24 protein-coding genes and 2 tRNA genes are annotated in these 25,113 nt (G+C 72.5%); 13 read left to right on the forward strand and 13 right to left on the reverse strand.

Features of this window, described 5'->3' with window-relative positions:
* Positions 1–203: 203 nt before the first annotated feature.
* Together rsrA and ABD340_RS16600 are read right to left on the reverse strand one after the other, a co-directional pair.
* Complete coding sequence (rsrA, locus tag ABD340_RS16595) at positions 204–515, reverse strand: mycothiol system anti-sigma-R factor (protein WP_344589865.1); 312 nt, start codon at positions 513–515, stop codon at positions 204–206.
* A gap of 3 nt (positions 516–518) precedes the next feature.
* The gene (locus ABD340_RS16600; RefSeq protein WP_344589866.1) at positions 519–1,124 is read right to left on the reverse strand and encodes a sigma-70 family RNA polymerase sigma factor; all 606 of its coding nucleotides are present in this window, start codon (positions 1,122–1,124) and stop codon (positions 519–521) included.
* 424 nt (positions 1,125–1,548) lie between these two features.
* Between ABD340_RS16600 and ABD340_RS16605 the strand changes: the two genes are divergently transcribed.
* Entirely contained in the window at positions 1,549–2,574 is a 1,026-nt protein-coding gene (locus tag ABD340_RS16605; protein ID WP_344589867.1) for a methyltransferase, read from the forward strand.
* 42 nt (positions 2,575–2,616) lie between these two features.
* On the opposite strand, the gene ABD340_RS16610 is transcribed toward ABD340_RS16605, so the two are convergent.
* On the reverse strand, positions 2,617–2,949 hold the full coding sequence (locus ABD340_RS16610; protein ID WP_344589868.1) for a TraR/DksA family transcriptional regulator: 333 nt from the start codon (positions 2,947–2,949) through the stop codon (positions 2,617–2,619).
* Positions 2,950–3,028: 79 nt separating this feature from the next.
* The gene (locus ABD340_RS16615) at positions 3,029–3,862 is read right to left on the reverse strand and encodes an SOS response-associated peptidase (protein WP_344589869.1); all 834 of its coding nucleotides are present in this window, start codon (positions 3,860–3,862) and stop codon (positions 3,029–3,031) included.
* A 71-nt stretch (positions 3,863–3,933) separates the two neighbouring features.
* On the opposite strand from ABD340_RS16615, the gene ABD340_RS16620 reads away from it, so the two are divergent.
* The 8 genes from ABD340_RS16620 to ABD340_RS16655 all read left to right on the forward strand — a co-directional run bounded on the left by ABD340_RS16620 (position 3,934) and on the right by ABD340_RS16655 (position 13,426).
* Positions 3,934–4,569: a DoxX family protein gene (locus ABD340_RS16620; protein ID WP_344589870.1), complete on the forward strand. Its 636-nt coding sequence runs from the start codon at positions 3,934–3,936 to the stop codon at positions 4,567–4,569.
* Between the two features lie 199 nt (positions 4,570–4,768).
* Positions 4,769–5,353 (forward strand): sigma-70 family RNA polymerase sigma factor, encoded by a 585-nt coding sequence (locus ABD340_RS16625; protein ID WP_425547375.1) that lies wholly within the window; start codon positions 4,769–4,771, stop codon positions 5,351–5,353.
* Positions 5,350–6,153 (forward strand): anti-sigma factor family protein, encoded by an 804-nt coding sequence (locus ABD340_RS16630; RefSeq protein WP_344589871.1) that lies wholly within the window; start codon positions 5,350–5,352, stop codon positions 6,151–6,153. The genes ABD340_RS16625 and ABD340_RS16630 overlap by 4 nt, the downstream gene beginning before the upstream one ends.
* A 258-nt stretch (positions 6,154–6,411) precedes the next feature.
* Complete coding sequence (locus tag ABD340_RS16635) at positions 6,412–7,884, forward strand: CHRD domain-containing protein (protein ID WP_344589872.1); 1,473 nt, start codon at positions 6,412–6,414, stop codon at positions 7,882–7,884.
* A 112-nt stretch (positions 7,885–7,996) separates the two neighbouring features.
* Positions 7,997–9,289 (forward strand): 3-phosphoshikimate 1-carboxyvinyltransferase, encoded by a 1,293-nt coding sequence (aroA, locus tag ABD340_RS16640; protein WP_344589873.1) that lies wholly within the window; start codon positions 7,997–7,999, stop codon positions 9,287–9,289.
* Between the two features lie 48 nt (positions 9,290–9,337).
* Positions 9,338–10,300 carry a ribosome small subunit-dependent GTPase A gene (gene rsgA, locus ABD340_RS16645; protein ID WP_344589874.1) on the forward strand — a complete coding sequence of 321 codons (963 nt, stop codon included), beginning with the start codon at positions 9,338–9,340 and terminating at the stop codon, positions 10,298–10,300.
* A gap of 9 nt (positions 10,301–10,309) precedes the next feature.
* Positions 10,310–11,824 (forward strand): serine/threonine-protein kinase, encoded by a 1,515-nt coding sequence (locus ABD340_RS16650; protein WP_344589875.1) that lies wholly within the window; start codon positions 10,310–10,312, stop codon positions 11,822–11,824.
* Between the two features lie 57 nt (positions 11,825–11,881).
* Positions 11,882–13,426, forward strand: a complete 1,545-nt coding sequence (locus ABD340_RS16655) for an FAD-binding oxidoreductase (protein ID WP_344589876.1) — start codon at positions 11,882–11,884, stop codon at positions 13,424–13,426.
* On the opposite strand, the gene ABD340_RS16660 is transcribed toward ABD340_RS16655, so the two are convergent.
* Positions 13,423–14,259: a hypothetical protein gene (locus tag ABD340_RS16660; protein ID WP_344589877.1), complete on the reverse strand. Its 837-nt coding sequence runs from the start codon at positions 14,257–14,259 to the stop codon at positions 13,423–13,425. The two genes, ABD340_RS16655 and ABD340_RS16660, sit on opposite strands and share 4 nt — an antisense overlap.
* Positions 14,260–14,384: 125 nt before the next feature.
* Between ABD340_RS16660 and hisN the strand changes: the two genes are divergently transcribed.
* The 3 genes from hisN (at position 14,385) to lhgO (ending at position 16,695) form a co-directional block, all read left to right on the forward strand.
* On the forward strand, positions 14,385–15,188 hold the full coding sequence (gene hisN / locus ABD340_RS16665) for a histidinol-phosphatase (protein ID WP_344590702.1): 804 nt from the start codon (positions 14,385–14,387) through the stop codon (positions 15,186–15,188).
* A 94-nt stretch (positions 15,189–15,282) separates the two neighbouring features.
* Entirely contained in the window at positions 15,283–15,471 is a 189-nt protein-coding gene (locus tag ABD340_RS16670) for a hypothetical protein (protein ID WP_344589878.1), read from the forward strand.
* Between the two features lie 27 nt (positions 15,472–15,498).
* Complete coding sequence (lhgO, locus tag ABD340_RS16675; RefSeq protein ID WP_344589879.1) at positions 15,499–16,695, forward strand: L-2-hydroxyglutarate oxidase; 1,197 nt, start codon at positions 15,499–15,501, stop codon at positions 16,693–16,695.
* Here the strand turns inward: lhgO and ABD340_RS16680 are convergent.
* Both ABD340_RS16680 and ABD340_RS16685 read right to left on the reverse strand, forming a co-directional pair.
* Positions 16,696–16,770 (reverse strand) — tRNA-Met (locus ABD340_RS16680). It lies immediately after the preceding gene.
* A 47-nt stretch (positions 16,771–16,817) separates the two neighbouring features.
* The gene (locus ABD340_RS16685; protein WP_344589880.1) at positions 16,818–17,420 is read right to left on the reverse strand and encodes a TetR/AcrR family transcriptional regulator; all 603 of its coding nucleotides are present in this window, start codon (positions 17,418–17,420) and stop codon (positions 16,818–16,820) included.
* Between the two features lie 80 nt (positions 17,421–17,500).
* Between ABD340_RS16685 and ABD340_RS16690 the strand changes: the two genes are divergently transcribed.
* Positions 17,501–18,325, forward strand: a complete 825-nt coding sequence (locus ABD340_RS16690; RefSeq protein ID WP_344589881.1) for an oxygenase MpaB family protein — start codon at positions 17,501–17,503, stop codon at positions 18,323–18,325.
* Here the strand turns inward: ABD340_RS16690 and ABD340_RS16695 are convergent.
* From ABD340_RS16695 to pruA, 6 genes are all read right to left on the reverse strand, one after another.
* The gene (locus tag ABD340_RS16695; protein ID WP_344589882.1) at positions 18,301–19,086 is read right to left on the reverse strand and encodes an SDR family oxidoreductase; all 786 of its coding nucleotides are present in this window, start codon (positions 19,084–19,086) and stop codon (positions 18,301–18,303) included. The genes ABD340_RS16690 and ABD340_RS16695 overlap by 25 nt on opposite strands.
* Positions 19,083–20,441, reverse strand: coding sequence for a cytochrome P450 (locus tag ABD340_RS16700; protein ID WP_344589883.1), 1,359 nt, complete (start codon positions 20,439–20,441; stop codon positions 19,083–19,085). The genes ABD340_RS16695 and ABD340_RS16700 overlap by 4 nt, the downstream gene beginning before the upstream one ends.
* Positions 20,442–20,489: 48 nt before the next feature.
* Positions 20,490–22,133 (reverse strand): AMP-binding protein, encoded by a 1,644-nt coding sequence (locus ABD340_RS16705; RefSeq protein WP_344589884.1) that lies wholly within the window; start codon positions 22,131–22,133, stop codon positions 20,490–20,492.
* A gap of 296 nt (positions 22,134–22,429) precedes the next feature.
* The gene (locus tag ABD340_RS16710; protein ID WP_344589885.1) at positions 22,430–22,783 is read right to left on the reverse strand and encodes a DUF3054 domain-containing protein; all 354 of its coding nucleotides are present in this window, start codon (positions 22,781–22,783) and stop codon (positions 22,430–22,432) included.
* 558 nt (positions 22,784–23,341) lie between these two features.
* A tRNA-Met gene (locus ABD340_RS16715) sits at positions 23,342–23,415 on the reverse strand.
* Between the two features lie 59 nt (positions 23,416–23,474).
* Positions 23,475–25,103 carry an L-glutamate gamma-semialdehyde dehydrogenase gene (gene pruA / locus ABD340_RS16720; RefSeq protein WP_344589886.1) on the reverse strand — a complete coding sequence of 543 codons (1,629 nt, stop codon included), beginning with the start codon at positions 25,101–25,103 and terminating at the stop codon, positions 23,475–23,477.
* Between the last annotated feature and the right edge of the window lie 10 nt (positions 25,104–25,113).

Raw genomic sequence — 25,113 nt, forward strand, 5'->3', positions numbered from 1 at the left:
CGATGCAACCGGCCTCAGGTACCGCGCGAGCGCGCTACCTGGCCGGTGCGGCGACGCCGGAGGCGAGCCGCACCGGCCAGATCGCGAAGCGATGTCGCGCTCGCCCAAGCACGGTCAGGGTGCGAGCCGCCAGGCGAGTGCCCTGGGCCGTGATTGCAACAAACACAGCCCGCCAGGCGAGTGTCCTGGGCCGGGATTGCAGGTTAAGCGGGCGGTCCGGCGGAGGACTCGGGCGCCTTCTCGGTCTCGGCGGACCTGATCTCGCCGCAGACCTCCTCGATCCGCCCCATCACCTTGGCCCGCAGCTCGTCGGGCGCGTGCTCGGCCTGGCAGCACTTGCCCACCAGTTTCTTCACGGCCTCTTCCAGGCCGTACTCGCGCAGGCACGGCCCGCACTCGTCCAGGTGCTCCCGCACCTCGCCGCAGCCGCCCTGGTCCAGCTCGCCGTCCAGATAGCTGTAGACGCGGGCCAGCACTTCCTCACAGGACGTCTCGTGGTGGTCGCCACAGCTCATGGCTCACTCACCCTTCCCGCTCGCCCGGGACAGGCCGTGATCCCGGGCGTAGTCCTCGAGCATGCCGCGCAGCTGCCGCCTCCCGCGGTGCAGCCGCGACATCACGGTCCCGATCGGCGTGCCCATGATCTCGGCGATCTCCTTGTACGCGAAGCCCTCGACGTCGGCGAGGTAGACCGCGATCCGGAACTCCTCGGGCAGGTCCTGCAGCGCCTGCTTCACGTCGGAGTCGGGCAGGTGCTCCAGCGCCTCGGCCTCGGCCGACTTCAGTCCGCTGGAGGTGTGCGACTCCGCGCGCGCGAGCTGCCAGTCCTCGATCTCCTCGGTGGCCGCCTGCTGCGGCTGCCGCTGCTTCTTGCGGTAGGAGTTGATGAAGGTGTTGGTCAGGATCCGGTAGAGCCAGGCCTTGAGGTTCGTGCCCTCCTTGAACTGGTGGAAGGACCCGAACGCCTTGGCGAAGGTCTCCTGCACGAGATCCTCGGCGTCCGCCGGGTTGCGCGTCATGCGCAGCGCGGCCGAGTACAGCTGGTCCAAGAACGGGAGCACGTCGCGCTGAAAGCGCTCCTGGCGTTGCTCCACGGTCTCCGTGGTGCCCGGTACCTGACCCACCCCCTCCGCTGTGGCGACGCCTTCTGCGTCGTGTTGCACAGACGATAGCGGGCCTCGCTGCCTGTTCACGCCGCCGGGGGCGAGGGCGCCGCCGGCCCGCGCCGGCGCCGCGGGCCTCGCCGCGTGTTCGGCAACGGCTGTGGTCATGGGTGCCCCTCCGCTGGACGGATCGCTTTCGTGCCGCGCGCCGAGGGTGCCGAGTCGGAACCGGTCGTCCGGAACCCGTGTCGTTCGGCGCATGCGCGCGGGCGTTATGAGACGGTGCAACGCCGGTACGGCCCCGTCGATTCCCGGCGCCGGGGCTGGGGGGCATTTCCTTTCGGATCCGGACGGAATCATCCGGATCTGTACGGAGGGTGATGACCGGGCCCCGAGGGGGAACAATGACATACACGTCGAGAACAGGAGCAAACCGTTGCTACCGGTGCCGGCGCGACCTCCCGAGCCCTCCGTCGCGAGCCTGCGCGATGCCCCGGGCGAGGACGAGGCCCTCGCGCACTACTGGACGTTCTACTGGGCGGTCGCCGCGGCCCAGCTGGCCCGCTGGCTGCCCCGGCGGCCGGCGCGGATCCTGGACCTGGCCGGCGGCCCGGGGCGCAGCGGCGTACAGGCCGCGGCCGCCGGGCACCGGGTGATCCAGGTGCTGGACCCGCACCTGGGCCGGCGGAGCTCCGGGCCGCTCGCCTCCGCCCTGGGGGTCAACGGGTCGTCCAGGGCCGACGGGGCGGCCGGGGCCGCGGACCGGAGACCGGAGCGGGCCGACCCCGCGCCGGCGGATCCGGGGTCCGCCGGCTCCAGGCCGGCCGACCGGGGGCGCGCCGACCCGGCGCCGGCCGGGTACGGCCCGCCGCTGCCGCGCGCCGGCGACCCCGTGCACCCGTTCGGCGGCGAGAACGGCCATTCGCGCAACGGGGCCAACGGGCGCGGCCCGCACTCCACCGCCCCGCCGCAGCGGCTGATCGGCGACTCGGGCGCGCTGGGCTTCCTCACCGACGGCTGCGTGGACGCCGTGATCGCGGAGAACCGGGTGCTGTCCCGGCATCTGGTGACCGAGGCGGCGGTCGCGGAGATCGCCCGGGTGCTGCGGCCGGGCGGCCGGGTGCTGCTGTCGGTGGACTCGCTGACCCTGGGCATGGCGCTGCTGGCCGAGCAGAACTGCTGGGCGCACCTGTCGGACGTGCCGAGCGCCGAGGTGCTGCTGGTGCCCTGGCCGGACGGCACCATCACCCGCTGCTTCTGGGCCGAGCAGCTGCGCGAGCTGCTCGCCGACGCCGGGCTGGAGGTGGAGTGGATCAGGCCGCGCACGGTGCTGTCGCCCTCGACCGTCGAGCACGTGCTGTCCGGCTCGCCGCGGGCGCTGCCGCGGCTGGTGCGGACCGAGCTGAACGCGCCGCTGAACGACGACTCGCTGGGCGTCCACCTGCTCGCCAGCGCCCGCCGTCCCGGCTGACCCGTCCCGCGCCGGACCGCGCCGCCGGGTCAAGGGGCGCGGTCAGCGCATGGCGCGATCGTGCTTGGACTGGCAGGTGACGCAGCGGGCGGCCTCGGGACGGACCTCCAGCCGCCCCTCCGGCACCGGCTTGCCGCAGCCCAGGCACCGCCCGTAGGTCCCGGCGGAGATCCTGGCCAGCGCCGCGTCCACCGCGTTGCGGTGGCGCCCCAACGACTCCAGCGCCGCTTCGACGCGGTCGCTGTCGGAGAGGTTGGAGCCCGCGTCGGCGGCCGAGAGCTCGCGCTCGGGGTGCTCGCCCTTGAGGATCGTTATCGAGCGATCCAGCTCGGCGAGCGTCGCCTCGAGGCGGGTGCGGGCGGTGGCGGTGTCCACGATGCCGGAACTCCCTCCGGTGCGCGCCGCTGGAGGACCGGCGCGAAGGTTCGCCGTCCGACCGCCATCGCACCGACGGTCAGAACAAGGTGTCGGATCGGTTGCCTGGACTATCCCCGTTCGTCGAAGGTTTTATGAGTTCTGGGCCGTTGTTTCTCACGTTATTGACCGCTTTGGACACCGGATGGGCGTCCATCGTCCCGGACATGGCCGGGACCAGCAGGCCGCGCACCTGGTCGGTGTCGGTCAGGGCCGGATCGAGCCAGGCGTCCCAGCGCTCCGGCTCGACGATCATCGGCATCCGGTCGTGGATCCGGCCGAGATCGTCGGGCGCGTCGGTGGTGATCACCGTGCAGGTCCAGACCCACTGGCCGTCCTCGGGGTCCTTCCACAGCTCGTACAGGCCCGCCATGGCCATCAGGCCGCCGTCCTTGGGACGGATGAAGAACGGCTGCTTCTGCGGCTTCTTCTTGCCCTTCTTCTGCTGCCGCGCAGGGTCGGCGGGCTCCTCGTCGCCCTGGTCCTGGATCGTGTACCACTCGAAGTAGCCGTCGGCGGGCAGCAGGCAGCGGCGCCGGGCGAACGCGCGGCGGAAGGACGCCTTCTCGTGGACGGTCTCCATCCGCGCGTTGATCATCCGGCTGCCGATGGACAGGTCCTTGGCCCAGGACGGCACCAGGCCCCAGCGGAGCTCGCGCAGCTGCCGGACGGCCGCCTCCGCCTCCTCTTCCTTCGCGTCGCCCGCCGCCTGGGCCCCGGCGTCCTTCGGCACCCGGGTCAGGATGGCCGGCACCTGTTTGGTGGGTGCGACGTTGTAGTCGGGCTGCAGATCACTCTCTACGGCGTCCAGTTGCACCTGGAACTCGTCGAGCAGTTCCTGGCGCGCCCGGGCCGTGGCATATCGACCGCACATAAGTCCATCCTGCCGCGCCCGGTAAGAGCGCGCCGTGCTTGGCCCCGCAAGCGGTGGGCATGTAGCCCTGCATGCGACCCATCACGACCCTGGCCCGCCCTTTCGTGGCGGCGCCGTACATCATGACCGGGCTGGAGACGCTCCGCGATCCACGCCCGCGCGCGGAGCAGGTGGCGCCCACCGTCAAACCGATCGCGGACCGGCTCGACTGGCTGCCCACCAAGGACCCCGAGGCCCTGGTGCGGATCCAGGGCGCGCTCAGCCTCGGCACCGGGGTGCTGCTGCTCACCGGGCGGTTCCGCCGGGCCACCACGCTCCTGCTGGCCGCCCAACTGGTCCCGGCGCTGGCGACCGAGCACCGGTACTGGACCGAGGACGACCCCGAACGCCGGGCCAGCGAGCGCTCGCACCTGCTCAAGAGCGCCGGCCTGTTCGGCGCGCTGCTCATGGCGGCCACCGAGCCGCGCCGGTCGCCGCGCACCGCGGAGCTGCGCCGGGCTACGCGGGAGGCCACGGTCAAGGCCGCCGCCGAGAACCGGGCGCTGCGCCGGGAGACCGCGGCCGAGATCAGGAACGCCAAGCGGGAGGCCGCCCGGCAGGTCCGGGACGCCCGCCGCCGGAGCGCGCTGGGCCGGGTCAAGGGGCCGGGACGCACGATGGCCAAGAAGGCCAAGGCGACCAAGGTGGCCAAGGCGATCAAACGCTGAGCCGCCGGATCCCCGGCGAGGCCTTCGGCGCTCCTGGTTCCCGAAGAGAGCCTTAAGAAAGGCTCAAAGGCATTGAACCCCGTGCCGAATCGGGACCGTACTGCCTTCCGACCGCCCGTCCCTCCGGGCTTCCCGGCGCCGCCGCCCTCTCCGCGCGGCGGCCGCCGGGAGACCCCCCGACCAACGGAGACGCACGGCCATGGCAGCACCAGGAGCGGCCGGGCGCACGACCGGCGGGCTGCGGAGCCTGATCCGCCGCCCCCGGCCGACGCCCGAGGCCGACGACGAACGGCTCATCGACGAGCTGTATCGCGAGTACCACCGTCCCCTGCTCGCCTTCGTCCTCCGGCAGACCGGCGGGGACCGGCAGTGGGCGGAGGACGTCGTCCAGGAAACCATGATCCGCGCCTGGCGCAGCGCGGACCGGCTCGACACCCGGGGCGGTTCCCTGATGCCCTGGCTGGCGACCGTCGCCCGCCGTATCGTCATCGACCACCGGCGGTACCGCGATGTGCGGCCGCCCGAGGTGGGCGACGGCGTACTGGAGAATCTGCCGATGGCCGACGAGGTGGAAGGGCTGCTGCGCAAGGTGGTGGTCGCCGAGGCGCTCAACGCGCTGTCGGCGCCGCACCGGGAGGTCCTCACCGAGACGGTGCTGCGCGACCGCACGGTCAACCAGGCCGCCGAAGTGCTGGGAATTCCGGTCGGGACGGTCAAGTCCCGCGTTTATTACGCGCTGCGCGCGTTGCGTGTCGCATTGGAAGAGAGAGGGGTGACGGCATGAGCTCGCAGGTCGAGCACACCGATGTCGGCGCCTATGCCCTGGGCCTGCTGGAAGAGGACGACCGAAGGGCCTTCGAGGCACATCTTCGTGAATGCGGGTCGTGCACAGCGGAACTCGGGGAGATGGCCGGGACGGCGAACGCGCTGGCCGGCATCAAGGATTTCACCGACGCCGTCGACGGCCCGGCACCGGCGCCGCCGCAGACGCAGGCGCAGGCGCCCGCGTTCGGCCGGGATCGGGGGCCGGCCGGGGATCCGGGGTCCGGCACGCCGCCCGCCGAGGTGATCGACCTGGTGCGGCGGCGGCAGCGCGCCGCGCGCCGCGCCCGCCGCGGCACGTACGTGATCGGCACCGCGGCGGCCACGGTGCTGCTGGCGACCGGCGTCACGATCGGGTCGGCGGTGACCGGCGACGAGACCGCCAAGCCCGGACCGGACGGGCACGCGCACGGCAGCCCCGCGCAGTCCCTGGTCATCTGGGGCGAGCGGAAGTCCGGCTCGGACCCCGCGACCGGCGCGTCCGGCACCGTCGGGCTGGAGAGCAAGGGCTGGGGGACGCATGTCGGGCTGGAGTTGCGCGGCATTCGCGGCCCGTTGCGGTGCCGGCTGGAGGCGGTCTCCCGCACCGGCGAACGGACGGTCGTCACGGGCTGGCAGGTGCCGCCGAAGGGGTACGGGGTGCCCGGATCGCCGGCGCCGCTGATCACGCACGGCGGCACCGCGACCCCGCGGAACGAGATCGACCGCTTCGAGGTCGTGCTGGAGGGCACCGGCGGCAGGTTGCTGACCATTCCCGCGTGACCATTCCCCGGAAGTGATTCGGGCGAGACCGCCCGGCACGGTGACGACACCGCGCCGGGCGGTTTTTCATTTGCCGAGAAAGGGATTGATAGGCATCCCGAATCACACATATAGGAAAAGAATTATCTGGGCGGTTTGAACCCTTTATTCCGGGGCCCGCGTGCTTCTGGGTGTGCGGGGCTGCGGGGCCCTGCGAATTCAGGAACCCAGGGGCCGCCGGTCACGGCGGTCCGCCTATCGAGAGACCAGGTGTCGATCATGTCCGTTCGCACGTTCGTGCTGCCCGCCGTCGCCGCCGCGGCGCTCGTCGCCACCGGCGCGGGAGTGGGCGTCGCCGCCCTCACCGACGTCCTCGGCACCTCCGCCGGGGCCGCCACCGGGAAGGCCGGATCCGGCCAGGGCCACGGAGCCCACGGGGGCGCCGGCGCCCCGGCCGCGCTGCCGGTCGACAAGCCCGCCGGCGGCCAGGCCCAGGGTGCCGGCAAGGGCGGCAAGGGTGACATCACCTATCTGGCCGCCAGCCTGCTGGGCCGCAACGAGGTGCCCGCCGCCAACGGCCAGGCCGTCGGCGACCGGGACGGCCGCGCGTGGGCCCTCGTGCGGATCCAGGGCGACCGCCTCTGGTACGCGATCCGCTGGCAGGACGTCGCCGCCCCGACCGCGGGCCACATCCACCTCGGGCCAGCCGGCGCCAACGGCGCGATCAAGGTGCCGTTCTTCATGGGGACGCTGCCGGGCACGGCCCGCGCCGTGGCCGGGACCGTCCAGGTGACCGACAAGGCCGTGCTGGCGCAGCTGAAGGCCAACCCGAACGGCTTCTACGCCAACCTGCACACCGGCGAGTTCCCCGGCGGGGCCGTCCGCGGCCAGTTCCACAAGCTGAACCGACCGGCCGATCTGAACGGCGTCCTGAACGGAAGCTCGCCGGCCACGCTCCAGTCGATCTCCGACGGGGCGCAGGAGGTGCCGGCCAAGGACGGCAAGGCGACCGGCGACCCGGACGGCCGGGCGGCCGCGTTCGCGCGCAGCCACGACGGGATGCTGTCGTGGGGCCTCACCTGGTCGGCGGTCGCGCCGCCCACCATCGGGCACGTCCACCAGGGCGCCAAGGGCGCGAACGGGCCGGTCGTCGCCGACCTGTTCAGCGCGCCCGGCGGCCTGCCCGCGACGGTCACCGGCCTGGCCGGGATGTCCCCGGTCCGCGCGGACGTGGCGCGGCGGATCATGACCGCGCCCGGCGGCTTCTACACCAACCTGCACACCGCCGAGTTCCCCGGCGGGGCGGTGCGCGGCCAGCTCGCCCCGGCCGCCGGCCAGAGCCCCCGGGCGTTCGCGCGGCCGGTGCTGCAGGGGGCGCAGATCTACCGGTGCACCCGGCAGGCCGACGGCACCTACGCGTTCACCCAGGACGGCGTCGCCGCGACGCTGACCGGCGGCATCGCGCACTCGTTCGCCAAGCCCGGCCCGGCGGGGCCGCCGCAGTGGATCGCGCCCGACCGCAGCGCGGTCACCGGGAAGGCCGTGACGAAGACCCCCAACGGTGACGGCAACATCCCCGAGCTGGTCCTGGACGCCACGCAGACCGGCGCCCGGAACGGCCTGTTCTCCGGCACCACGCAGATCCTGCGGCTGAACACCATCGGCGGGGTGGCCCCGGCGGGCGCCTGCGACCCGAACACCCGGCCGCTGGCCCGCGTCCCCTACCGCGCCGACTACCTCTTCCTGGACTAGGACCCCAGGAAGCCCTGGACCGCGCCCGCCGTACACGGTGTCCCGTACGGCGGGCGCTGCCATGCCCGCAGCGCCGCGGGCCCCGCGGTGCACAAGCCGATAACCTTGCGGCATGTCCTCGCCGCACTGGTCCGCCCCGGTCGCCGACGCCCCGGTGGACGCCACCGTTCCGCTGCCCGGCTCGAAGTCGATGACCAACCGGGCACTGATCCTGGCCGCCCTCGCCGCCGGCCCGGGCACGCTGGTCCGCCCGCTGCGGAGCCGCGACACGCTGCTGATGGCCGCGGCGCTGCGCGCGATCGGCGTCGGGGTGGTGGAGGAGCCCTCCGGCGAGTGGCGGGTGATGCCGCGCGATCTGGCCGGTCCGGCGCAGGTGGACGTGGGCCTGGCGGGCACGGTGATGCGGTTCCTGCCGCCGGTCGCGGCCCTGGCCGCGGGCCCGGTCGACATCGACGGCGACCCTCGCGCCCGGGAGCGGCCGATGGGCCCGATGATCGGGGCGCTGCGCGCGCTCGGCGCCGAGATCGACGACGCGGGCCGGGAGGCGCTGCCGTTCACCGTCCGCGGTTCGGGCGCGGTCCCGGGCGGCGCGGTGACGATCGACGCGTCCGGATCGTCGCAGCTGGTGTCGGGGCTGCTGCTGGCCGCCCCGCGGTTCGGCAAGGGGGTCGAGGTCCGGCACGAGGGCCCGCCGGTGCCGTCGGCCCCGCACCTGGCCATGACCGTGGAGATGCTGCGCATTGCAGGGGTCGCGGTGGAGACCGGTGAGGACGTGTGGCGGGTGGCGCCCGGCGCGATCCAGGCCCGCGAGTGGGTCATCGAGCCCGACCTGTCCAACGCCGCGCAGTTCCTCGGCGCCGCCCTGGTGACCGGCGGCCGGGTCACGGTGCCGGACTGGCCGCGGGACACCACGCAGCCGGGCGACGCGCTGCGCGGGCTGCTGGCGGAGATGGGCGCCGAGGTGTCGCACGGCCCCGGCGGCCTGACCGTGCGCGGCACCGGGACGGTCCGCGGGCTGGAGGCCGACCTGCACGAGGTCGGCGAGCTGACCCCCGTGCTGGCGGCGCTGGCCGCGCTGGCCTCGACGCCGTCCCGGCTCACCGGGATCGCGCACCTGCGCGGACACGAGACCGACCGGCTGGCCGCGCTGGCCACCGAGCTCAACGGGCTCGGCGGGGACGTCCGCGAACTGCCCGACGGTCTGGAGATCCGGCCGCGGCCGCTGCGCGGCGGGCTCTTCCGCACCTACGACGACCACCGCATGGTGATGGCCGCCGCCGTCCTGGGGCTGGCCGTCCCGGGGGTGGAGGTCGAGAATGTCGCCACCGTGGGCAAGACGCTCCCGGGGTTCACCGATCTTTGGGACGGCATGCTCGCGAAGGTGCCTCCGGCCGAGAGGGGCTGACCACTGCCACCGCGCCGAGTACGGGACTACGACGAGGACGACGTCCGGGTGCGGCCCGGCCGCCGCGGGTCGCGGCCGCGCACCCGGCGCCGTCCCGCGCACGAGGACGCGGTCGGGGCGTTCGTGACCGCCGTCGACCGGGGCCGCTACCGCTGCCTGGTCGAGGATGACGGCGGGCAGCGGGCGGTGACCGCGATGCGGGCGCGCGAGCTGGGCCGCAAGGGCGTGGTGGTGGGCGACCGGGTGGCGCTGGTGGGGGACGTGTCCGGCGATCCCGACGCGCTGGCGCGGATCGTCCGGGTGGAGCCGCGCTCGTCGGCGCTGCGCCGGACCGCCGACGACAGCGACCCGTTCGAGCGGATCATCGTGGCGAACGCGGACCGGCTGGTGATCGTGACCGCGCTGGCCGATCCCGAGCCGCGGCCGCGGCTGATCGACCGCTGCCTGGTCGCCGCCTACGACGCGGGCATGGACCCGCTGCTGTGCCTGACCAAGGCCGATCTGGCGCCGCCCGGCGGGCTGCTGGAGGTCTACGCGCCGCTGGGGGTGCCCGCGGTGGTCACCCGGCGCGGCGGCGGCACCGCCGAGCTGCGCGGGCATCTGTCCGGGCGCACCAGCGTGCTGGTCGGGCACTCGGGCGTGGGCAAGTCGACGCTGGTCAACGCGCTGGTCCCGGAGGCGGAACGGGCGGTCAGCCAGGTCAACGCGGTCACCGGGCGGGGCCGGCACACCTCCTCGTCGGCGATCGCGCTGGAGCTGCCCGGCGCGGACGGCTGGATCATCGACACCCCCGGGGTGCGCAGTTTCGGGCTGGCGCACGTCCGGCCGGAGAGCGTGATCGAGGCGTTCGAGGACCTGGCCGAGGGCGCCGCGGAGCGCTGCCCGCCGCACTGCGACCACCTGCAGGAGGCGTGCGGGCTGGACGGGTGGGTCGCCGACGGGCACGCCGGGCGCGGCCGGCTCGACTCGCTCCGGCGCTTGCTGGCGAGCCGCGAGGGCGAATCCGATTAAAGTCCTGCCATGGCCCCCCAAGTGATCGCTACCCGGTACGAACTGGTGGAGCTGCTCGGCCGCGGCGGGATGGGCGCGGTGTGGCGCGCCCGCGACCGCACGCTGGACCGCGAGGTGGCGATCAAGGAGGTGTCGCTGCCGCGCGGGCTGGACGAGGCGGCGGTGGGACGGGTTTACGCGCGCACCTTCCGGGAGGCCAGGTCGGCGGCGCGGCTGGACCATCCCGGGATCGTGACCGTGCACGACGTCATCGAGGAGGACGGCCGGCCCTGGATCGTCATGCGGCTGGTACGGGCGCCGTCCCTGGACAAGGTGATCGGCCGGGACGGGCCGCTGCCGCCGGGCCGGGTCGCCTCGATCGGGCTGAACCTGCTGGACGCGCTGCGCGCCGCGCACGACGCCGGCGTGGTGCACCGCGACGTCAAGCCGGGCAACGTCCTGCTCCCGCAGGGCCGGGCGGTCCTGACCGACTTCGGGATCGCGACCGTGGCCGGGGACGAGACGCTCACCCAGGCCGGGGCGGTCGTCGGCTCGCCCGCCTACATCGCGCCCGAGCAGGCCCGGCACCAGAAGGCCGCGCCCGCCTCCGACCTGTGGTCGCTGGGCGGGACGCTGTACGCGGCGGTCGAGGGGCGTCCCCCGTTCCGGCGGCCGGACGTGTGGGGGGTGATGGCGGCCGTCCTGTCCGACGAGCCCGACCCGCTGAGCCTCGCCGGTCCGCTGGCGCCGCTGCTGCACGGGCTGCTGCGCAAGGACCCGGAGCAGCGTCTCGGGCACGACGAGGCGGAGCGGCTGCTGCGGGAGGTCGCGCAGGGCTCGTCCGCGCCGATGCCGCCGGGCCCGCCCGGACCGGGGCCCCGGAACGTGACGCTGCCGCCGATCCCCGCGGCGCCCACGGTCGTGACGCCGGACTCGGGCGGCCCTGGACGGCGCTGGGCGCTGATCGTCCCGGCGGGCGTGCTGGCCGCGGTGATGGCGGCGGCCGCGGTCGTGATCGTGCTGTTCCTCGGCGACACCGGCCAGGACTCGGTCAACCCGTCGGCCAGTGGAGCCTCCGGCGGGACGGCTCGGTCCACCGCCGTCCCCAAGGGCTACCAGGACTACCGCGGCGACCGGTTCGCCGCCGCCGTCCCCGCGGGCTGGAGGCAGGAGCGCGACGGCTCCGGGCCGGGCGTCACCTTCACCGATCCCCAGAAGGGCACCACCCGGGGAATCGTCGTGCAGAAGGTCTCGAACACGACCGGCAACGAAGGCGCATACCTGGCGCAGGCCGAGCAGGGGCTGCGCCAGAAGTACCAGAACTACCGGCGGGTGTCGTTCGACCGATCGGTGCCCTACCTGGGCGGCCAGGCGGCGCAGGTCGAGTTCACCTACACCAGGAACGGCGCCGACGGCCGCTGCCGGGTGCGGCTGTTCAGCTTCGACGCCTCGCTTTACATGATCACGATGACGGCGCGCGCCGGCCAGTGGCAGCCGAGCACCCCCTACTTCGACACCTTCCTCAGCACCTTCCGTCGGCCCTGACGTACGGCATCGCCGATTGGCGAGTGGAGGACGCCCGAATGCGGTGAGAATGGCCGTATGGAGCGACGTGCGTTCTTCAGGACGGCTCTGGGGGCGGCCGGTACGGCCGCGGCGGGCGTGACGCTCGCCGCCTGCTCCGAGGAGCAGGGACCGCCGGGCACGCGGGGCGCCGGGCCCCGGGTCGCGGCGGCGCCCGCTCCGACCGGCCCGGCCGACTGGAACGCGCTGGAACGCGGCTTACAGGGGCGGCTGATCAGGCCCGGCGACGGCGCGTACGACGAGGCCAAGCGGCTCTACATCCCGCGCTTCGACCGGATCCGCCCGGCGGGCGTCGCGTACTGCGAGAACCCCGACGACGTGGCGGAGTGCGTGCGGTTCGCGAACGTGACGCGGACACCGGTGGCGGTGCGCAGCGGCGGCCACAACTACGCGGGCTGGTCCACCGGCACCGGCCTGATCATCGACGTGTCCCCGATGGACCGGGTCGCCCTCGACGGCGGCGCGGACGGCGGCCGCGCGGTCGTCGGCGCGGGCACCCGGCTGATCGACCTCTACGACCGGTTGTCGGCCGAGGGCGCGGGCGTGCCCGCCGGCACCTGCCCCACCGTGGGCGTCGCCGGTCTCGCGCTGGGCGGCGGCCTCGGCGTGCTGTCCCGCGCGCACGGGCTGACCTGCGACGTCCTGGAGTCGGTGCGGGTCGTCACGGCCGACGGCAGCGTCCGGGTCTGCGACGCCCGCCGCGAACCCGAGCTGTTCTGGGCGTGCCGCGGCGGCGGTGGCGGCAACTTCGGCGTCGCGGTCGAGTTCACCTTCCGCGCCCACCGGGCCGCGGGCCTGACCACGTTCTCGCTGCGCTGGCCGTGGCAGGCGGCCGGGGACGTGATCCGCGGCTGGCAGCGGTGGGCGCCGTCCGCACCCGACGAGATATGGACCGGTCTGCAGCTCAACACCGAGCCGTCGGGCGGCGGGCCGACCGTGGAGATCACCGGTGTCGCGTCCGGCGACCCCGGCCTGGACGGGCTGGTCGCGGCCATCGGCCGCGAGCCGTCCGGGCGGGACGCGCAGAGCCGCTCCTACCTGGAGGCGATGAAGTTCACCGGCGGCTGCGCGGGCCGCTCGACCGCCGCCTGCCACGCCCCGGGCGATCTGCCCGGCCAGCGCCCGGAGGGGAGTTACCCGCGCACCGACTACTCCGGCAAGTCCCACATCGCGCTCCGGCCGCTCCAGGACGCCGCGATCGACGTGCTCACCAAACGGTTCACCGACGGCAACGGGGTCGGCGGGCGGTCGGTGCTGATGGACGCGATGGGCGGCGCGATCGCCCGCACGGCGCCCGGCGCGACCGCGTTCCCGCACCGGCGGGCGCTCTTCTGCGTCCAGTACCTGGCCAACGGCGACGACCTGGACTGGCTGCGCGCCACGCACCGCGCGATGGAACCCCATCTGGGCGGCGCCGCGTACGTCAACTACATAGACCCCGACCTGCGGGACTGGGGCCGCGCCTACTACGGCACCAATCTCGACCGGCTCGCCAAGGTCAAGGCCGCCTACGACCCGCGGTCGCTGTTCCGCTTCCCGCAGGCCATCGGCAGCAGCCGCTAGTCGCCGGCGAGTTCCTCCAGCAGGTGGCGCGCCTTCCCCTCGGCCTCGTCGAGGGCCCGCACGTGCTCGGGGGCCAGCTCCTCCACGCAGCGCGTCATCGCGTTGGTCACCTGGCTGAACGCCGCCTCCTCCGCCCCGCGCAGCGCGGCCCGCACGCTCGCCGAGCGGGCGCCCAGCGCGGCCCACTCCAGCTCCAGCCGCGCCACCGCCTCGTCGAACGCCCGGGACGTCTCCGCGCCCTCCTCCCGCAGCGGCTCGGGGATCGGGCCCCGCCCCGCCTGCCGCGCCCGGGTGGACAGCGCCGAGATCCGGCCGGCCAGCGCCAGGCCCTCGCGGGCCAGCGGCAGCACGTCGTGGATCAGGTCGGTGACCGCCTTGGCCAGCTCCTCCACGCGGGTGAGCAGGACCTGTGTCGCCTCCTCCAGCCCGGTGGAGGTGGCGGCGGCGACCCGTTCGGCGGCCTCCCGCTCGCGCCGGGTCACCAGCGGGACGATGTCGGCGTCCAGCCGCCCGCGCAGCCGCCCGCTCTCGTCCCCGGCGCGTTCGAGCCAGCTCGCCCAGATCCGCTCGACGCGTTCCCGGCCGGACGCGGCGATCTCGCCGGTGATCTCGTCCAGCGCCTCCGCCGAGCGCGCCTTCAGCCGGTCGACGCGGCCGTGGACGGCCTCCCGCTTGAACGGGTCGTTCAGCTCGTTCAGCAGGGTCTGCAGCCGCCGCGACACGTCGATCGCGTGCTCGGCCATGGGGACCAGGCGGTCGGCGAGTTCGTCCAGCGTCTGCGCCCGGCGTGGATCGGTCAGCTCGGTGACCCATCCGGGAAGGTCGTGCGACATGCCCCCATGCTCCCACCCGCCGGGCCCGCTCCGGCGCGCAACGCGCCCCCTGGGAGGCCGTACTCACCGTATTCGCGCCGGTAAGTGTGTCGGTGCACGGTGTGATCACGGTAGCGTGGCACGCCGTGGCGGGCTATTCCGATGACCTTCGTCTCGCGCATGTACTGGCGGACGCGGCCGACGACATCACGACCAAGCGCTTCCGCGCGCTCGATCTCGAGATCGAGACCAAGCCGGACCTGACCCCGGTCAGTGACGCCGACCGCAGTGTGGAGGAGCAGATCCGCGGCACCCTCAAGCGGGCCCGGCCGCGCGACGCCGTGCTGGGCGAGGAGTACGGCCGCACCGGCTTCAGCCAGCGCTGCTGGATCATCGACCCGATCGACGCCACCAAGAACTTCGTGCGCGGCGTGCCGGTGTGGGCCACGCTGATCGCCCTCATGGAGGAGGACGAGGTCGTGGTCGGCCTGGTGTCGGCCCCGGCGCTGAACCGGCGCTGGTGGGCGGCGCGCGGCGGCGGCGCCTGGACGGGCCGCAGCCTGTCCCGGGCCACCCGGCTGCAGGTGTCGTCGGTGACCGAACTGTCGGACGCCTCGCTGTCGTTCTCCAGCCTGAGCGGCTGGGAGGAGCAGGACCGGCTCGACCGCTTCCTGGACCTGAGCCGGGCGGTGTGGCGGACCCGCGCGTTCGGCGACTTCTGGTCGCACATGATGGTCGCCGAGGGCTCGGTCGACATCTCCACCGAGCCCGAGGTGTCGCTGTGGGACCTGGCCGCCCTCCAGGTGATCGTGGAGGAGGCCGGCGGGATGTTCACCGATCTGTCGGGCGTTCCGGGCCCGGACGGCGGCAGCGTGCTGTGCACCAACGGCCGGCTGCACGCCGAGGTGCTGCGCCGGCTGGGCGGCGGCCAGCTCTCCCTGCGCATCTGAGTGCGCAGGTGACTTCCGGCAGCTCGCGACATATCGTGGAACGACCGGCCGCGTGCGCTCGTTCTCCTGATGGGCGGCCGTACGGAGGTGGAAGATGTCGACACCGACCAAGATCCTGATCGGCGGGGTCGCCGGTTTCCTGGTCCTGTCCATCCTGGGCTGGTGGACCTTCGCGCTCATCCTGCTCGGCGTGATGGCCGTGCCGGCGGTGGCGTACATGATGCTCGACCCGTCGCAGCGGCGCCGCGTCCGGGCGCAGGGCCGCAAGCGCCTGGGGAGCTGACGCCCGGCGCTCCCCTAAGGTGCGGGTGTGGCTGAGACGCGTATCGGAGTGGTGGGCGCCGGGATCCTGGGGCTGGCCATCGCACGGCGGCTGACGGAGCTGCGCCCTGGCGCGCGGCTCACCGTTCTCGACAAGGAGGACCGTGTAGCGGCCCACCAGACGGGCCACAACAGCGGAGTGGCGCATGCGGGGCTCTACTACGTCCCCGGCTCGCTGAAGGCGACGCTATGCCGCCGCGGCATCGCGCTGCTCCGCGACTACTGCGCCGAGCGGGACCTGCCGTACGAGGAGTGCGGCAAGGTCGTCGTGGCGCGGAACGCGGCCGAGCTGGGGCCGCTGGAGGAGATCGAACGGCGCGCCACGGCCAACGGTGTGCCCGGCCTGCGCCGCCTGACTGGCGCCGAGCTGCGGGAGATCGAACCGCACGCGGCCGGGGTCGCGGCGCTGCATTCGCCGCACACCGCCATCGTCGACTTCACCGCGGTGACCCGCGCCTATGCCGACGATGTGCGGGCCGCGGGCGGCACCTTGCGGCTGGGCTTCGAGGTCACCCGGGTCGGCCGGCGCGGCGACGCCGTCGTGGTCGGCTCCGGCGCCGAGGAACTGGTGTTCGACCGGCTGGTGATCTGCGGCGGCCTGCAGTCCGACCGGCTGGCGCGGCTGGCCGGCGACTCCCCGGCACCGGCGATCATCCCGTTCCGCGGCGAGTACTACCGGCTCGCCCCCGGCCGGGACGGCCTCGTGCGCGGGCTCATCTACCCGGTCCCCGACCCGCGCTACCCCTTCCTGGGCGTGCACTTCACCCGGCGGGTCGGCGGCGGCGTCGACATCGGCCCGAACGCCGTCCTCGCGCTGGCCCGCGAGGGCTACCGGCGCCGCGACGTGCACCCCGCGGAGCTGTGGGAGACGCTGCGCCGGCCGGGCTTCCGCCGCCTGGCCCGGCGGCACTGGCGGACGGGGCTCAAGGAGATGTACGGCTCGGCGGTCAAGCGCGCCTTCCTCGCCGAGGCACGGGCTTTCGTCCCGGATCTGCGGGCCGCCGACATGGTGCCCGCGCCCGCCGGCGTGCGGGCTCAGGCCGTCGACCCGGACGGCTCCCTCGTGGACGACTTCCGGATCGGCCGGATCGGGCCCGTCACGACCGTGCGCAACGCCCCGTCTCCGGCCGCCACATCGTCCCTGGCGATCGCCGAACACCTGGCCGCCCAGATCCTGGACGATTAGTGGCGGGGACAGGATTCGAACCTGCATAACCCGGCTTATGAGACCGGTGGGCTTCCGAGTTGCCTCCACCCCGCATCGCGTGCCTCCACGTTAGGCAGGGGGCCGGGGACCGGGCAATCGAATTAATCGCGACGGAGCATGCGGGTGAGGTAGACGCGGGCGAAGGCGCGGATGTCGTCCTCGTCGTCCAGGGCCAGGCCGCCGCCCGGGACGAGCAGCAGCGAGACCGCCACCCGCAGCAGCACCTCGGCGACGGTGGCGTGGTCCTCGCGGTCGTCGGGACGGGCCCGGCGCAGCCGGTCGGCCAGGATGTCGCGGGCGGCGAGCATCACCGCGCCGCCGTTCATGCTGAGCTGCGGCAGGAACGCCTCCGGCTCGCTCTGCAGCACCCGGGTCATCAGCGGGTGCGTGCGCGCGCCGCGCAGCCCGACGACGAAGCCCTCGACGATCGCGTCCTCGGGGCCAGGCAGGTTCTCGGTGGCCTCGGCGATCGAGGTGAGGAAGCGGCGGCACTCGCGCAGGATCACGGCCTGGAGCAGCTGCTCCTTGCCGGTGAACCGGCGGTAGATGGTGGTGCGCGCGACGCGGGCGCGCTTGGCGACGTCCTCGACGCTGACGCGGCGCAGCCCGTAGGTCTCGAACTCGGCCAGCGCGGCGTCCAGGATGCGGGCGTCGAGATCGTCACCGTCGTGGCCGGCGGCCAGCAGCCCGGCAAGCTCGGTCATGCCCGCACACTAGCCAAACCAGGGGACGAAACATAGCTACAATTTGCGTAGTTCTGTTCCTCCCCCTTCCGGCGGTGCACATGCAGGAGACGCTCGGCCCGGCCTCGCTCATCTGGCGTTACTTCGGCGACACCCGCATGCTGCTGGTGGGGCCGCGCGCCGCCGTGCTGCAGAACATGCTCCCCGCGCTCGGCCAGGGCGTCCTGGACCACTCGGTCTTCTTCGCCGAGACCTTCGCCCGGCTGAAGCGGTCCGCCGGGCCGATCATGAACACGGTGTACGGCGGCGACGCGACGGGCCACCGGGTACGCGACTACCACCTGAACATCAAGGGCACCATGCCGGACGGATCGCGCTACCACGCGCTCGATCCGGAGACCTACTACTGGGCGCACGCGACCTTCCTCGACAACATGATCTACGGGGTGGAGACGTTCGTCCGCCCCCTCGCGGACACGGAGAAGCGCCGCCTCTACGAAGAGTCCAAAACCTGGTTCCGGCTGTACGGCGTGAGCGACCGGGCCATGCCGGAGGACTGGGAGGCATTCCAGGCGTACTGGAAGCGGATGCTCGACCAGGAGATCACCGCGCACAAGACGGCCCGCTACGGCGTCGGCTACGTCACCAAGGGCCTGCCCAGGCCATCGCGCGTGCCCCGGCCGCTGTGGCGGGCGGTCAGCCCGCCGCTGAACGCGGTCGCCCGCTTCCTCACGGTCGGCGGCATGCACCCGCGCATGCGCGAGCTGCTCGACCTGCCGTGGAGCGACGACGACGAGCGCCGCCACCGGCGCTTCGCCGCCGCCGTCCGCCGGATGAACAGGATCTGGCCGCTGCTCCCCGAGGCGGTCCGCTACCTGCCGCCCGCCCGCCGGGCCTTCGCTCAGGCGCGGATGCGCGCGTCATAGGCCCTGCGGGCCTGCTGATCGAACTCCAGGAAGATCTTGTCCAGGCCGTACCGGCGGGCGATCGCCCGTTTGAGCCGGTCCGGGAACAGCGCGCCGAGCCGAAGCTGCGGCGCCAGCCTGCCCGGGACGACCACCTGCGCCCGCGGCCTGCCGATCAGCTCGACAACAGCTGCGGCAACGTCCTCCGGCTCGACGTTCTTCTGCCCCTTAGGGCCGGCGGTGCCGGCGACCAGCTCGGTGTTGGTGAACGTGGGCAGCACCGCGCTGACGTGCACGCCCCGGTCCAGCACCTCCAGCCGGGCGGCCTCGGTGAAGGCGACCACGGCGGCCTTGCTGGCGTTGTAGAGCGCGAGCCCGGGGGTAGGGAGCATGCCCGCCACTGAGGCGATGTTGATGATGTGGCCCTTGCCGCGCGGCAGCATCCCCTCCAGCGCCAGCTTGGTGCCGAGCATCACGCCGTGCACGTTGATGTCGAGGCAGCGCCGGGCGTCGGCGTCGCTCTCGCCCGTCACCGGGCCGATCGGCATGATCCCGGCATTGTTGACCAGCACGTCCACCGGGCGGGCCAGGAAGTCGGTGAACGACTCGCGGGAAGTGACGTCGAGCACGTGCGCCGCCACTCCCAGCCGCTTCCCCGCCTCCCTGACCGCGCTCTCATCAACATCACCGATCACCACGGTCGCGCCCTTGGCCTTCAGCGCACGAGCAGTCGCAAGACCGATCCCCCGCGCCGCCCCGGTAACCGCGACCACTTTGCTCATGAACCATGCTCCAATCGGTCGAGTCGCACGGGCAGCCCGTCCCTCGGCGAAGGCAGGGAGGTGGTGTCCAGCGGCCACTCGTACCGGCCCGGAACGCTCCACCGATAGCGCAGCAGCACCTGGTGCAGGATGCTCTTGACCTGCATACCGGCGAAGTGCAGCCCGATGCACTTGTGCGCGCCGCCGCCGAACGGCGACCACGCGTATTTGTGGATCTTGTCCTCGCGGCGCTCCGCCGCGAACCGCTCGGGGTCGAACCGCTCGGGGTCCGGCCACCATTCGGCCATCCGGTGGTTGGTGAGCTGCGGCACCACCACCAGCGACCCGGCGGGGATGTGGTGGCCGAGGATCGAGGTGTCCTTGACCACCCGGCGCGGCAGGGCCGGGACGGGCGGCACCAGCCGCAGCGCCTCCTTCATGACCAGGTCCGCCGACGGCAGCGCGTCCAGGTCGTCGAACTGCAGCACGGGCTTGCCCAGGGCGAGCGACTCGTCCCGCAGCCGCTCCTGCCACTCGGGGAACTTGGCGAGGTAGTACGCCATGGTCGTGAGCGTGATGGTGGTGGTGTCGTGCGCCGCCATCAACGCGAAGATCATGTGGTTGACGACATCATCATCGGTGAATCGGTCGCCCTCATCGGTTTCGGCCTGGCAGAGCGCCGCGAACAGGTCGTCACCCCCGTCCCGCCGCTTGGCCGCCAGATGCCGGCGGAAGAACGCCTCCAGCACCTTGCGGGCCTGGATGCCCTTGTGCCACCGCAGCCCAGGCACCGGGTAGCGGACGTACGCCGTGCCCGCCCGGACGGCGGCGATGAACGCGCCGTTGACCCGGTCGGCCTCGACACGGTCCAGTTCGACGCCCATGAACACGTCGGTGGCCAGATCAAGCGTGAGCTGCTTGATGTGGTCGTAGACCTTGAAAGAGGAACCGGGCTCCCACGCCTCCAGGCCGCCCTTGATTCCCGGGGCCATCGCCGCCATGTACGAACGGAGCCGGTCCCGGGTGAAGGCCTGCTGCATGATCCGGCGGTGGTGCAGGTGCTCCTCGAAGTCCAGGAGCATGATGCCGCGGTGGAAGAACGGCCCGATGAAGTAGTTCCAGGCGGGCCCGTTGGCGAAGGCCTTGTCGCGGTTGACCAGCACGACCTCGGCGGCCTCCGCGCCCTGGACGGTCACCGTCCGCTGCCCGAGCAGCCAACCCCAGCTGACCGGGCCGAACTGGTCGTACCGCCGGCGGGCGACCTTGAACGGCTGCCGCATGACCTGGAGCGTGTTGCCGATGTAAGGCACCCCGGGCTGCCCGCGGACGGGTTTGAGGCCGCTGCCCTCAGGCGGCGGAGCGAGGATAGAGGTCATGGACCCTCCGCAACAAAAGCACGAAATCTGTACCTTTGTTGTACCCCATCACAGGCGCCGCGCGCCGTCCATCCGCCCGCCGCGCAGCAGCTCCCACATGTACCGCCTGCGCGGCTTGCCGCTGGAGGTGCGCTGGATCAGCCCGGTCCCGATCACCACGGTCACCTCGACGTCCGCCCCCAGCCGCCGCCGCAGCATCTCACGCACTTCGGGGACCCACCCCTCGTCGCCGGTCTCCGCGAAAAGCGCCAGCCCGCGCGTCCCGGCCCCGGGCACGCCGACCACGACGACCCGGCCCTTGCCCAGCCCGCTGACCTCGGCGATCCTGGCCTCCAGGTCCTCGACGTAGACGGACCGTCCGCGGACCTTGATGCTGTCGCCCATCCGGCCGAGCACGAACAGCTGCCCGCGGTGGAAGAACCCGGCATCGCCCGTATAAACCAGCCCACCCTCGAACCGGGTCGACTTCCCCTCGGCCCCCGCGTAATACCCCCCGCAGGCCGACTCGCCCCCCACCACGATCTCACCGAGAGCCCCTTCAGGAAGCTCGACTCCCCCATCGACAACGACCACCGGAACGTCCTCCTCGGGCGTCCCGCACCCGACGACCCACCCGGCCTTGGCGCCGACCGACTCCTCGCCCAGCTCGTGCTCCTGCAGGATCCGGACGGGCTCGCCGAACTCCAGCGACGCCTCGTCCGGACGGACCGCCAGCGGCCTGCGCCGCACCTGGTCCAGGGTGACCAGCAGCGTCGTCTCCGCCATCCCGTACGCGGGCTTGAACGACTCGCGCGCGAACCCGTACGGCTCGGCCACCCTCGCGAACACCTCCAGGGCATGCGGGTCGATCGGCTCCGCCCCGACGATCGCCGTCCGCCAACCGCCGAGATCCACACCCTCAAGCTGCCCGGCCTTGATTCGCCGCGCCGCGTAGGCGAACGCGAAAGGCGGCGCCGCCGTGTGCGCCGCCTCCGCGAACGTCCGCACCCACCGCGCGGGATCCCGGATGAAGTGATCGGGCCGCATCAACCGCAGATCGCCCTGCCGGCTGATCGGCGTAAGAAAGCACCCAATCAACCCCATATCATGATAAAGCGGCAACCATGACGAGGTGACGTCGCCCTCCTCGAACCCGGCCAGGCGCCCGATCAGCTCGGTGTTGGCCTCCAGGTTCTCCCACGTCACGACAACACCCCGAGGCGATCCGCTGGACCCCGAGGTGAACTGCAGCAGCGCCAGCTCGCCGGCCTCCTGCACCGGCGCCTCGGCGTCCGCCTGACGCGGCCGCCAAGGCACCCCAGAAATCCCAGCGCTCTCCATCGCACGCCCGGCCAGCCCGGCCAGATCATCCGAGGCCACCACCAGAACAGGCCGCGCCTGCCGCAGGATCGCGGCCACATGCGCCACGTAGTCGTCGCCGTCCTGGAACAAGGGCGGCGTCACCAGGCAGACCGTGGCACCTGCCGCCCACACCGCGTAGTACGTCTCGATGCACGTGTAGTCCGTGGGCAGGATGACGCACACGACATCGCCGGGTGCCACTCCCTGCTCGATCAGCGCCGCCGCCGTCCGCCGAGCCGCACCGGCGAGCGCCTTGTACTCGCGGAACTCCCAGGAACCGTCGTCCCCCGCGAGATGGACGCCGCGACCGGCCTTCGGTTTGTCCAGCCAATCCCGCAGCGCTGAAGCCATCTCGTTCCCTTCGTCCGACTCGCGAGTAACTTCACCAGTGCGAGGCCGCCCCGTCAACCAGCAGAACCATGCTGTGTTTTTTGCAATCCCGGCCCAGGGCACTCGCCTAGCGGCTCGCACCCTGACCGGGCCTGGGCGAGCGCGACATCGCTCCGCGATCTGCCCGGCGAAGCTCGCCTCCGGCTTTGCCTCACCGGCCAGGTAGCGCGCTCGCGGCGGTACCTGAGGCCATTCGAGACAGGCCCGCGGAAAAGCGCCTAGCGCCCGACGAACGGCCCCACACTCAAGCCGGCCCGTCAACCAGCAGAACGATCAAGAGAGGTGGCCAACAGTCGCCACCCCAGCAAGACGGCAGCGAGAAACAACGTCGCCACCACCATGAACGCGACCGCCGTCCCCTGCCCCGAAAGCGCCCGAAGGACCATCCCCACGACAAGGGTCGCGCCCCAGACCCCCACCCCCACAGGGAGCCCCTCAGGCCGCCGCCAGGCCCGCGTCACACCCCACCCCACACCAAGCCCCACCAGAAACGGCCAGGCCGTCCCAGCAAACCCCGCAACGCCCAAGGCCTCCTCATGCGAGGCCCGCCCGATCCCCACAAAAACAAGCACCACGCAAACATCAAGCCCAACAGCCACCACAGTCCGCATGCCGCCCAGAATATGAGCCCCCACCACGGGCCAGGACACCGGCAGCGAAAGGGCCGGCCCTCCCGCCGCAGAGGGCGGGAGGGCCGGCAACGTACTACTTCTTGGGCCGAATGACGACCGTCTTCGTGTCCTCGATGTCGCCGTTGCCGTCCTTGTTGTCCGAGCCGTTGGCGAGCACCCAGTTGAGCTGTCGCATGATTGTCCTCCTGGTCTAAGGCCATCCCTTACGAGCGCTTTGCCCGCAGGACGTACCGTCCGGAGGCAGCCCTCCGCAGCAAGAAGCGAGCTACACGCAAAGGCCCGCAGGGCGAAGCCCCAAACCCAGCCCGCGCAACGGGGGCGTGGGGGCGGAGCCCCCACAGCCCAACAAGCCCAACCCCGCGCAAAGGGGGCAAGGGGCGGAGCCCCAAAACGGACCCAACAAGCTCAGCCCCGCGCAACGGGGGCGTGGGGGCGGAGCCCCCACATCGGGGGTTCCAGGGGGTCGCCCCCCTGGGAATGGCGAAGGGTCCCCTCGGGAGCAAGCAAAGCTTGCGACCAAGGAGACCCTAGGACCAGTAGCGGGGGCAGGATTTGAACCTGCGACCTCTGGGTTATGAGCCCAGCGAGCTACCGAACTGCTCCACCCCGCGGCGATGTCTTAACTCTATGGGGTGCGGGGGGCTTAGGCAAACTCGTTTGGCAGCGGGTGTCAGCCCATGTGGGGGTAGCGGTGGTCGGTCGGCGGGGCGAAGGTCTCCTTGATCGAGCGGGGGGACGTCCAGCGGAGGAGGTTGAACATCGAGCCGGCCTTGTCGTTGGTGCCGGAGGCGCGGGCGCCGCCGAAGGGCTGCTGTCCCACGACGGCGCCGGTGGGCTTGTCGTTGACGTAGAAGTTGCCGGCCGCGAACCGGAGCACCTCGGCGGTCCGGGCGATCGCGGCCCGGTCCTTGGCGATGACGGCGCCGGTCAGCGCGTACGCGGAGACGGATTCCAGTTGGGCGAGGACGTCTTCGTACCGGTCGTCGTCGTACACGTGGACGCCGAGAATGGGCCCGAAGTACTCGGTCTTGAAGATGTCGTTGGCGGGGTCGTCCGAAACCAGGACGGTGGGCCGCACGAAGTATCCGACCGAGTCGTCGTAGGTGCCACCGGCGACGATCTCGACGGCGGGGTCGGTCTTGGCCCGTTCGATCGCGTCGCGGTTCTTCGCGAACGCCTTCGCGTCGATCACGGCGCCCATGAAGTTGCCCAGGTCGGTCACGTCTCCCATGGACAGGTTTTCGACCTCTTGGGCCAGTTCGTCCGCGAAACCGCGGTCCCAGATGGAGCGCGGGATGTAGGCGCGCGACGCCGCCGAGCACTTCTGGCCCTGGTATTCGAAGGCGCCTCGGATGAGGGCCGTTTTGAGGCCTGCGCGGTCGGCTGACGGGTGCGCGACCACGAAGTCCTTTCCGCCGGTCTCGCCCACCAGCCGCGGGTAGCTCCGGTAGCCGGCGATGTTCTCGCCTACCGTCCGCCACAGTTTCTGGAAGGTCGCCGTGCTTCCCGTGAAGTGGATGCCCGCGAGTTCCGGATGGGGCAGCGCCACTTCCGAGACGGCGATTCCGTCACCGGTCACCAGGTTGATCACGCCTGGGGGCAGGCCGGCCTCCTCCAGGAGCCGCATCAGCAGGACGGCCGAGTACGTCTGCGTCGGTGACGGCTTCCACACCACGACGTTGCCCATCAGGGCGGGCGCGGTCGGCAGGTTCCCGGCGATCGCGGTGAAGTTGAACGGGGTGATGGCGTAGACGAATCCTTCCAGGGGCCGGAGGTCGGTGCGGTTCCACACGCCCGGCTCGCTGATCGGCTGCTCTTCGAGCGCCCGCCGCGCGAAGTGCGCGTTGAACCGCCAGAAGTCGACCAGTTCGCAGGGGCAGTCGATCTCCGCCTGCTGGACGGTCTTGCCCTGCCCGAGCATGGTCGCCGCCAGCAGCGTCTCGCGCCACGGCCCGGACGCCAGGTCGGCCGCGCGCAGGAAGATCGCCGCGCGGTCGTCGAACGCCGTCGCCCGCCAGGCGGGTGCGGCCTCCAGGGCGGCCTCGACGGCGTCCCGCGCGTCGTCGGCGGTCGCGGTCCCGAACGTGCCGAGCACGGCCGAGTGCCGGTGCGGCTGCACCACCTCGACCTTGGTGCCGGCGCCCATCCTCCGCACTCCGCCGATCGTCATCGGCAGGTCGATCGGCGCCGACTGGAGTTCGGCCAGTTTCGCCTCCAGCCGGGCCCGCTCGGAGCTGTGCGGCGCGTATGTGCGCGCGGGCTCGTTGACCGGCTGCGGCACGTGGGTCACGGCGTCCATGGGAACCTCC

Origin of the sequence: Actinomadura vinacea, from assembly GCF_039532545.1 — a bacterium.
Lineage (GTDB): Bacteria > Actinomycetota > Actinomycetes > Streptosporangiales > Streptosporangiaceae > Spirillospora > Spirillospora vinacea.

Bases quoted from the DNA above. Each gene is read 5' to 3' on its own strand.
- rsrA (WP_344589865.1), bottom strand. From the start codon at position 515: ATGAGCTGTGGCGACCACCACGAGACGTCCTGTGAGGAAGTGCTGGCC.
- ABD340_RS16615 (WP_344589869.1), bottom strand. From the start codon at position 3,862: ATGTGCGGTCGATATGCCACGGCCCGGGCGCGCCAGGAACTGCTCGAC.
- ABD340_RS16620 (WP_344589870.1), top strand. From the start codon at position 3,934: ATGCGACCCATCACGACCCTGGCCCGCCCTTTCGTGGCGGCGCCGTAC.
- ABD340_RS16625 (WP_425547375.1), top strand. From the start codon at position 4,769: ATGGCAGCACCAGGAGCGGCCGGGCGCACGACCGGCGGGCTGCGGAGC.
- ABD340_RS16630 (WP_344589871.1), top strand. From the start codon at position 5,350: ATGAGCTCGCAGGTCGAGCACACCGATGTCGGCGCCTATGCCCTGGGC.
- ABD340_RS16635 (WP_344589872.1), top strand. From the start codon at position 6,412: ATGTCCGTTCGCACGTTCGTGCTGCCCGCCGTCGCCGCCGCGGCGCTC.
- aroA (WP_344589873.1), top strand. From the start codon at position 7,997: ATGTCCTCGCCGCACTGGTCCGCCCCGGTCGCCGACGCCCCGGTGGAC.
- ABD340_RS16650 (WP_344589875.1), top strand. From the start codon at position 10,310: ATGGCCCCCCAAGTGATCGCTACCCGGTACGAACTGGTGGAGCTGCTC.
- ABD340_RS16655 (WP_344589876.1), top strand. From the start codon at position 11,882: ATGGAGCGACGTGCGTTCTTCAGGACGGCTCTGGGGGCGGCCGGTACG.
- ABD340_RS16660 (WP_344589877.1), bottom strand. From the start codon at position 14,259: ATGTCGCACGACCTTCCCGGATGGGTCACCGAGCTGACCGATCCACGC.
- ABD340_RS16670 (WP_344589878.1), top strand. From the start codon at position 15,283: ATGTCGACACCGACCAAGATCCTGATCGGCGGGGTCGCCGGTTTCCTG.
- ABD340_RS16685 (WP_344589880.1), bottom strand. From the start codon at position 17,420: ATGACCGAGCTTGCCGGGCTGCTGGCCGCCGGCCACGACGGTGACGAT.
- ABD340_RS16690 (WP_344589881.1), top strand. From the start codon at position 17,501: ATGCAGGAGACGCTCGGCCCGGCCTCGCTCATCTGGCGTTACTTCGGC.
- ABD340_RS16695 (WP_344589882.1), bottom strand. From the start codon at position 19,086: ATGAGCAAAGTGGTCGCGGTTACCGGGGCGGCGCGGGGGATCGGTCTT.
- ABD340_RS16700 (WP_344589883.1), bottom strand. From the start codon at position 20,441: ATGACCTCTATCCTCGCTCCGCCGCCTGAGGGCAGCGGCCTCAAACCC.
- ABD340_RS16705 (WP_344589884.1), bottom strand. From the start codon at position 22,133: ATGGCTTCAGCGCTGCGGGATTGGCTGGACAAACCGAAGGCCGGTCGC.
- ABD340_RS16710 (WP_344589885.1), bottom strand. From the start codon at position 22,783: ATGCGGACTGTGGTGGCTGTTGGGCTTGATGTTTGCGTGGTGCTTGTT.
- pruA (WP_344589886.1), bottom strand. From the start codon at position 25,103: ATGGACGCCGTGACCCACGTGCCGCAGCCGGTCAACGAGCCCGCGCGC.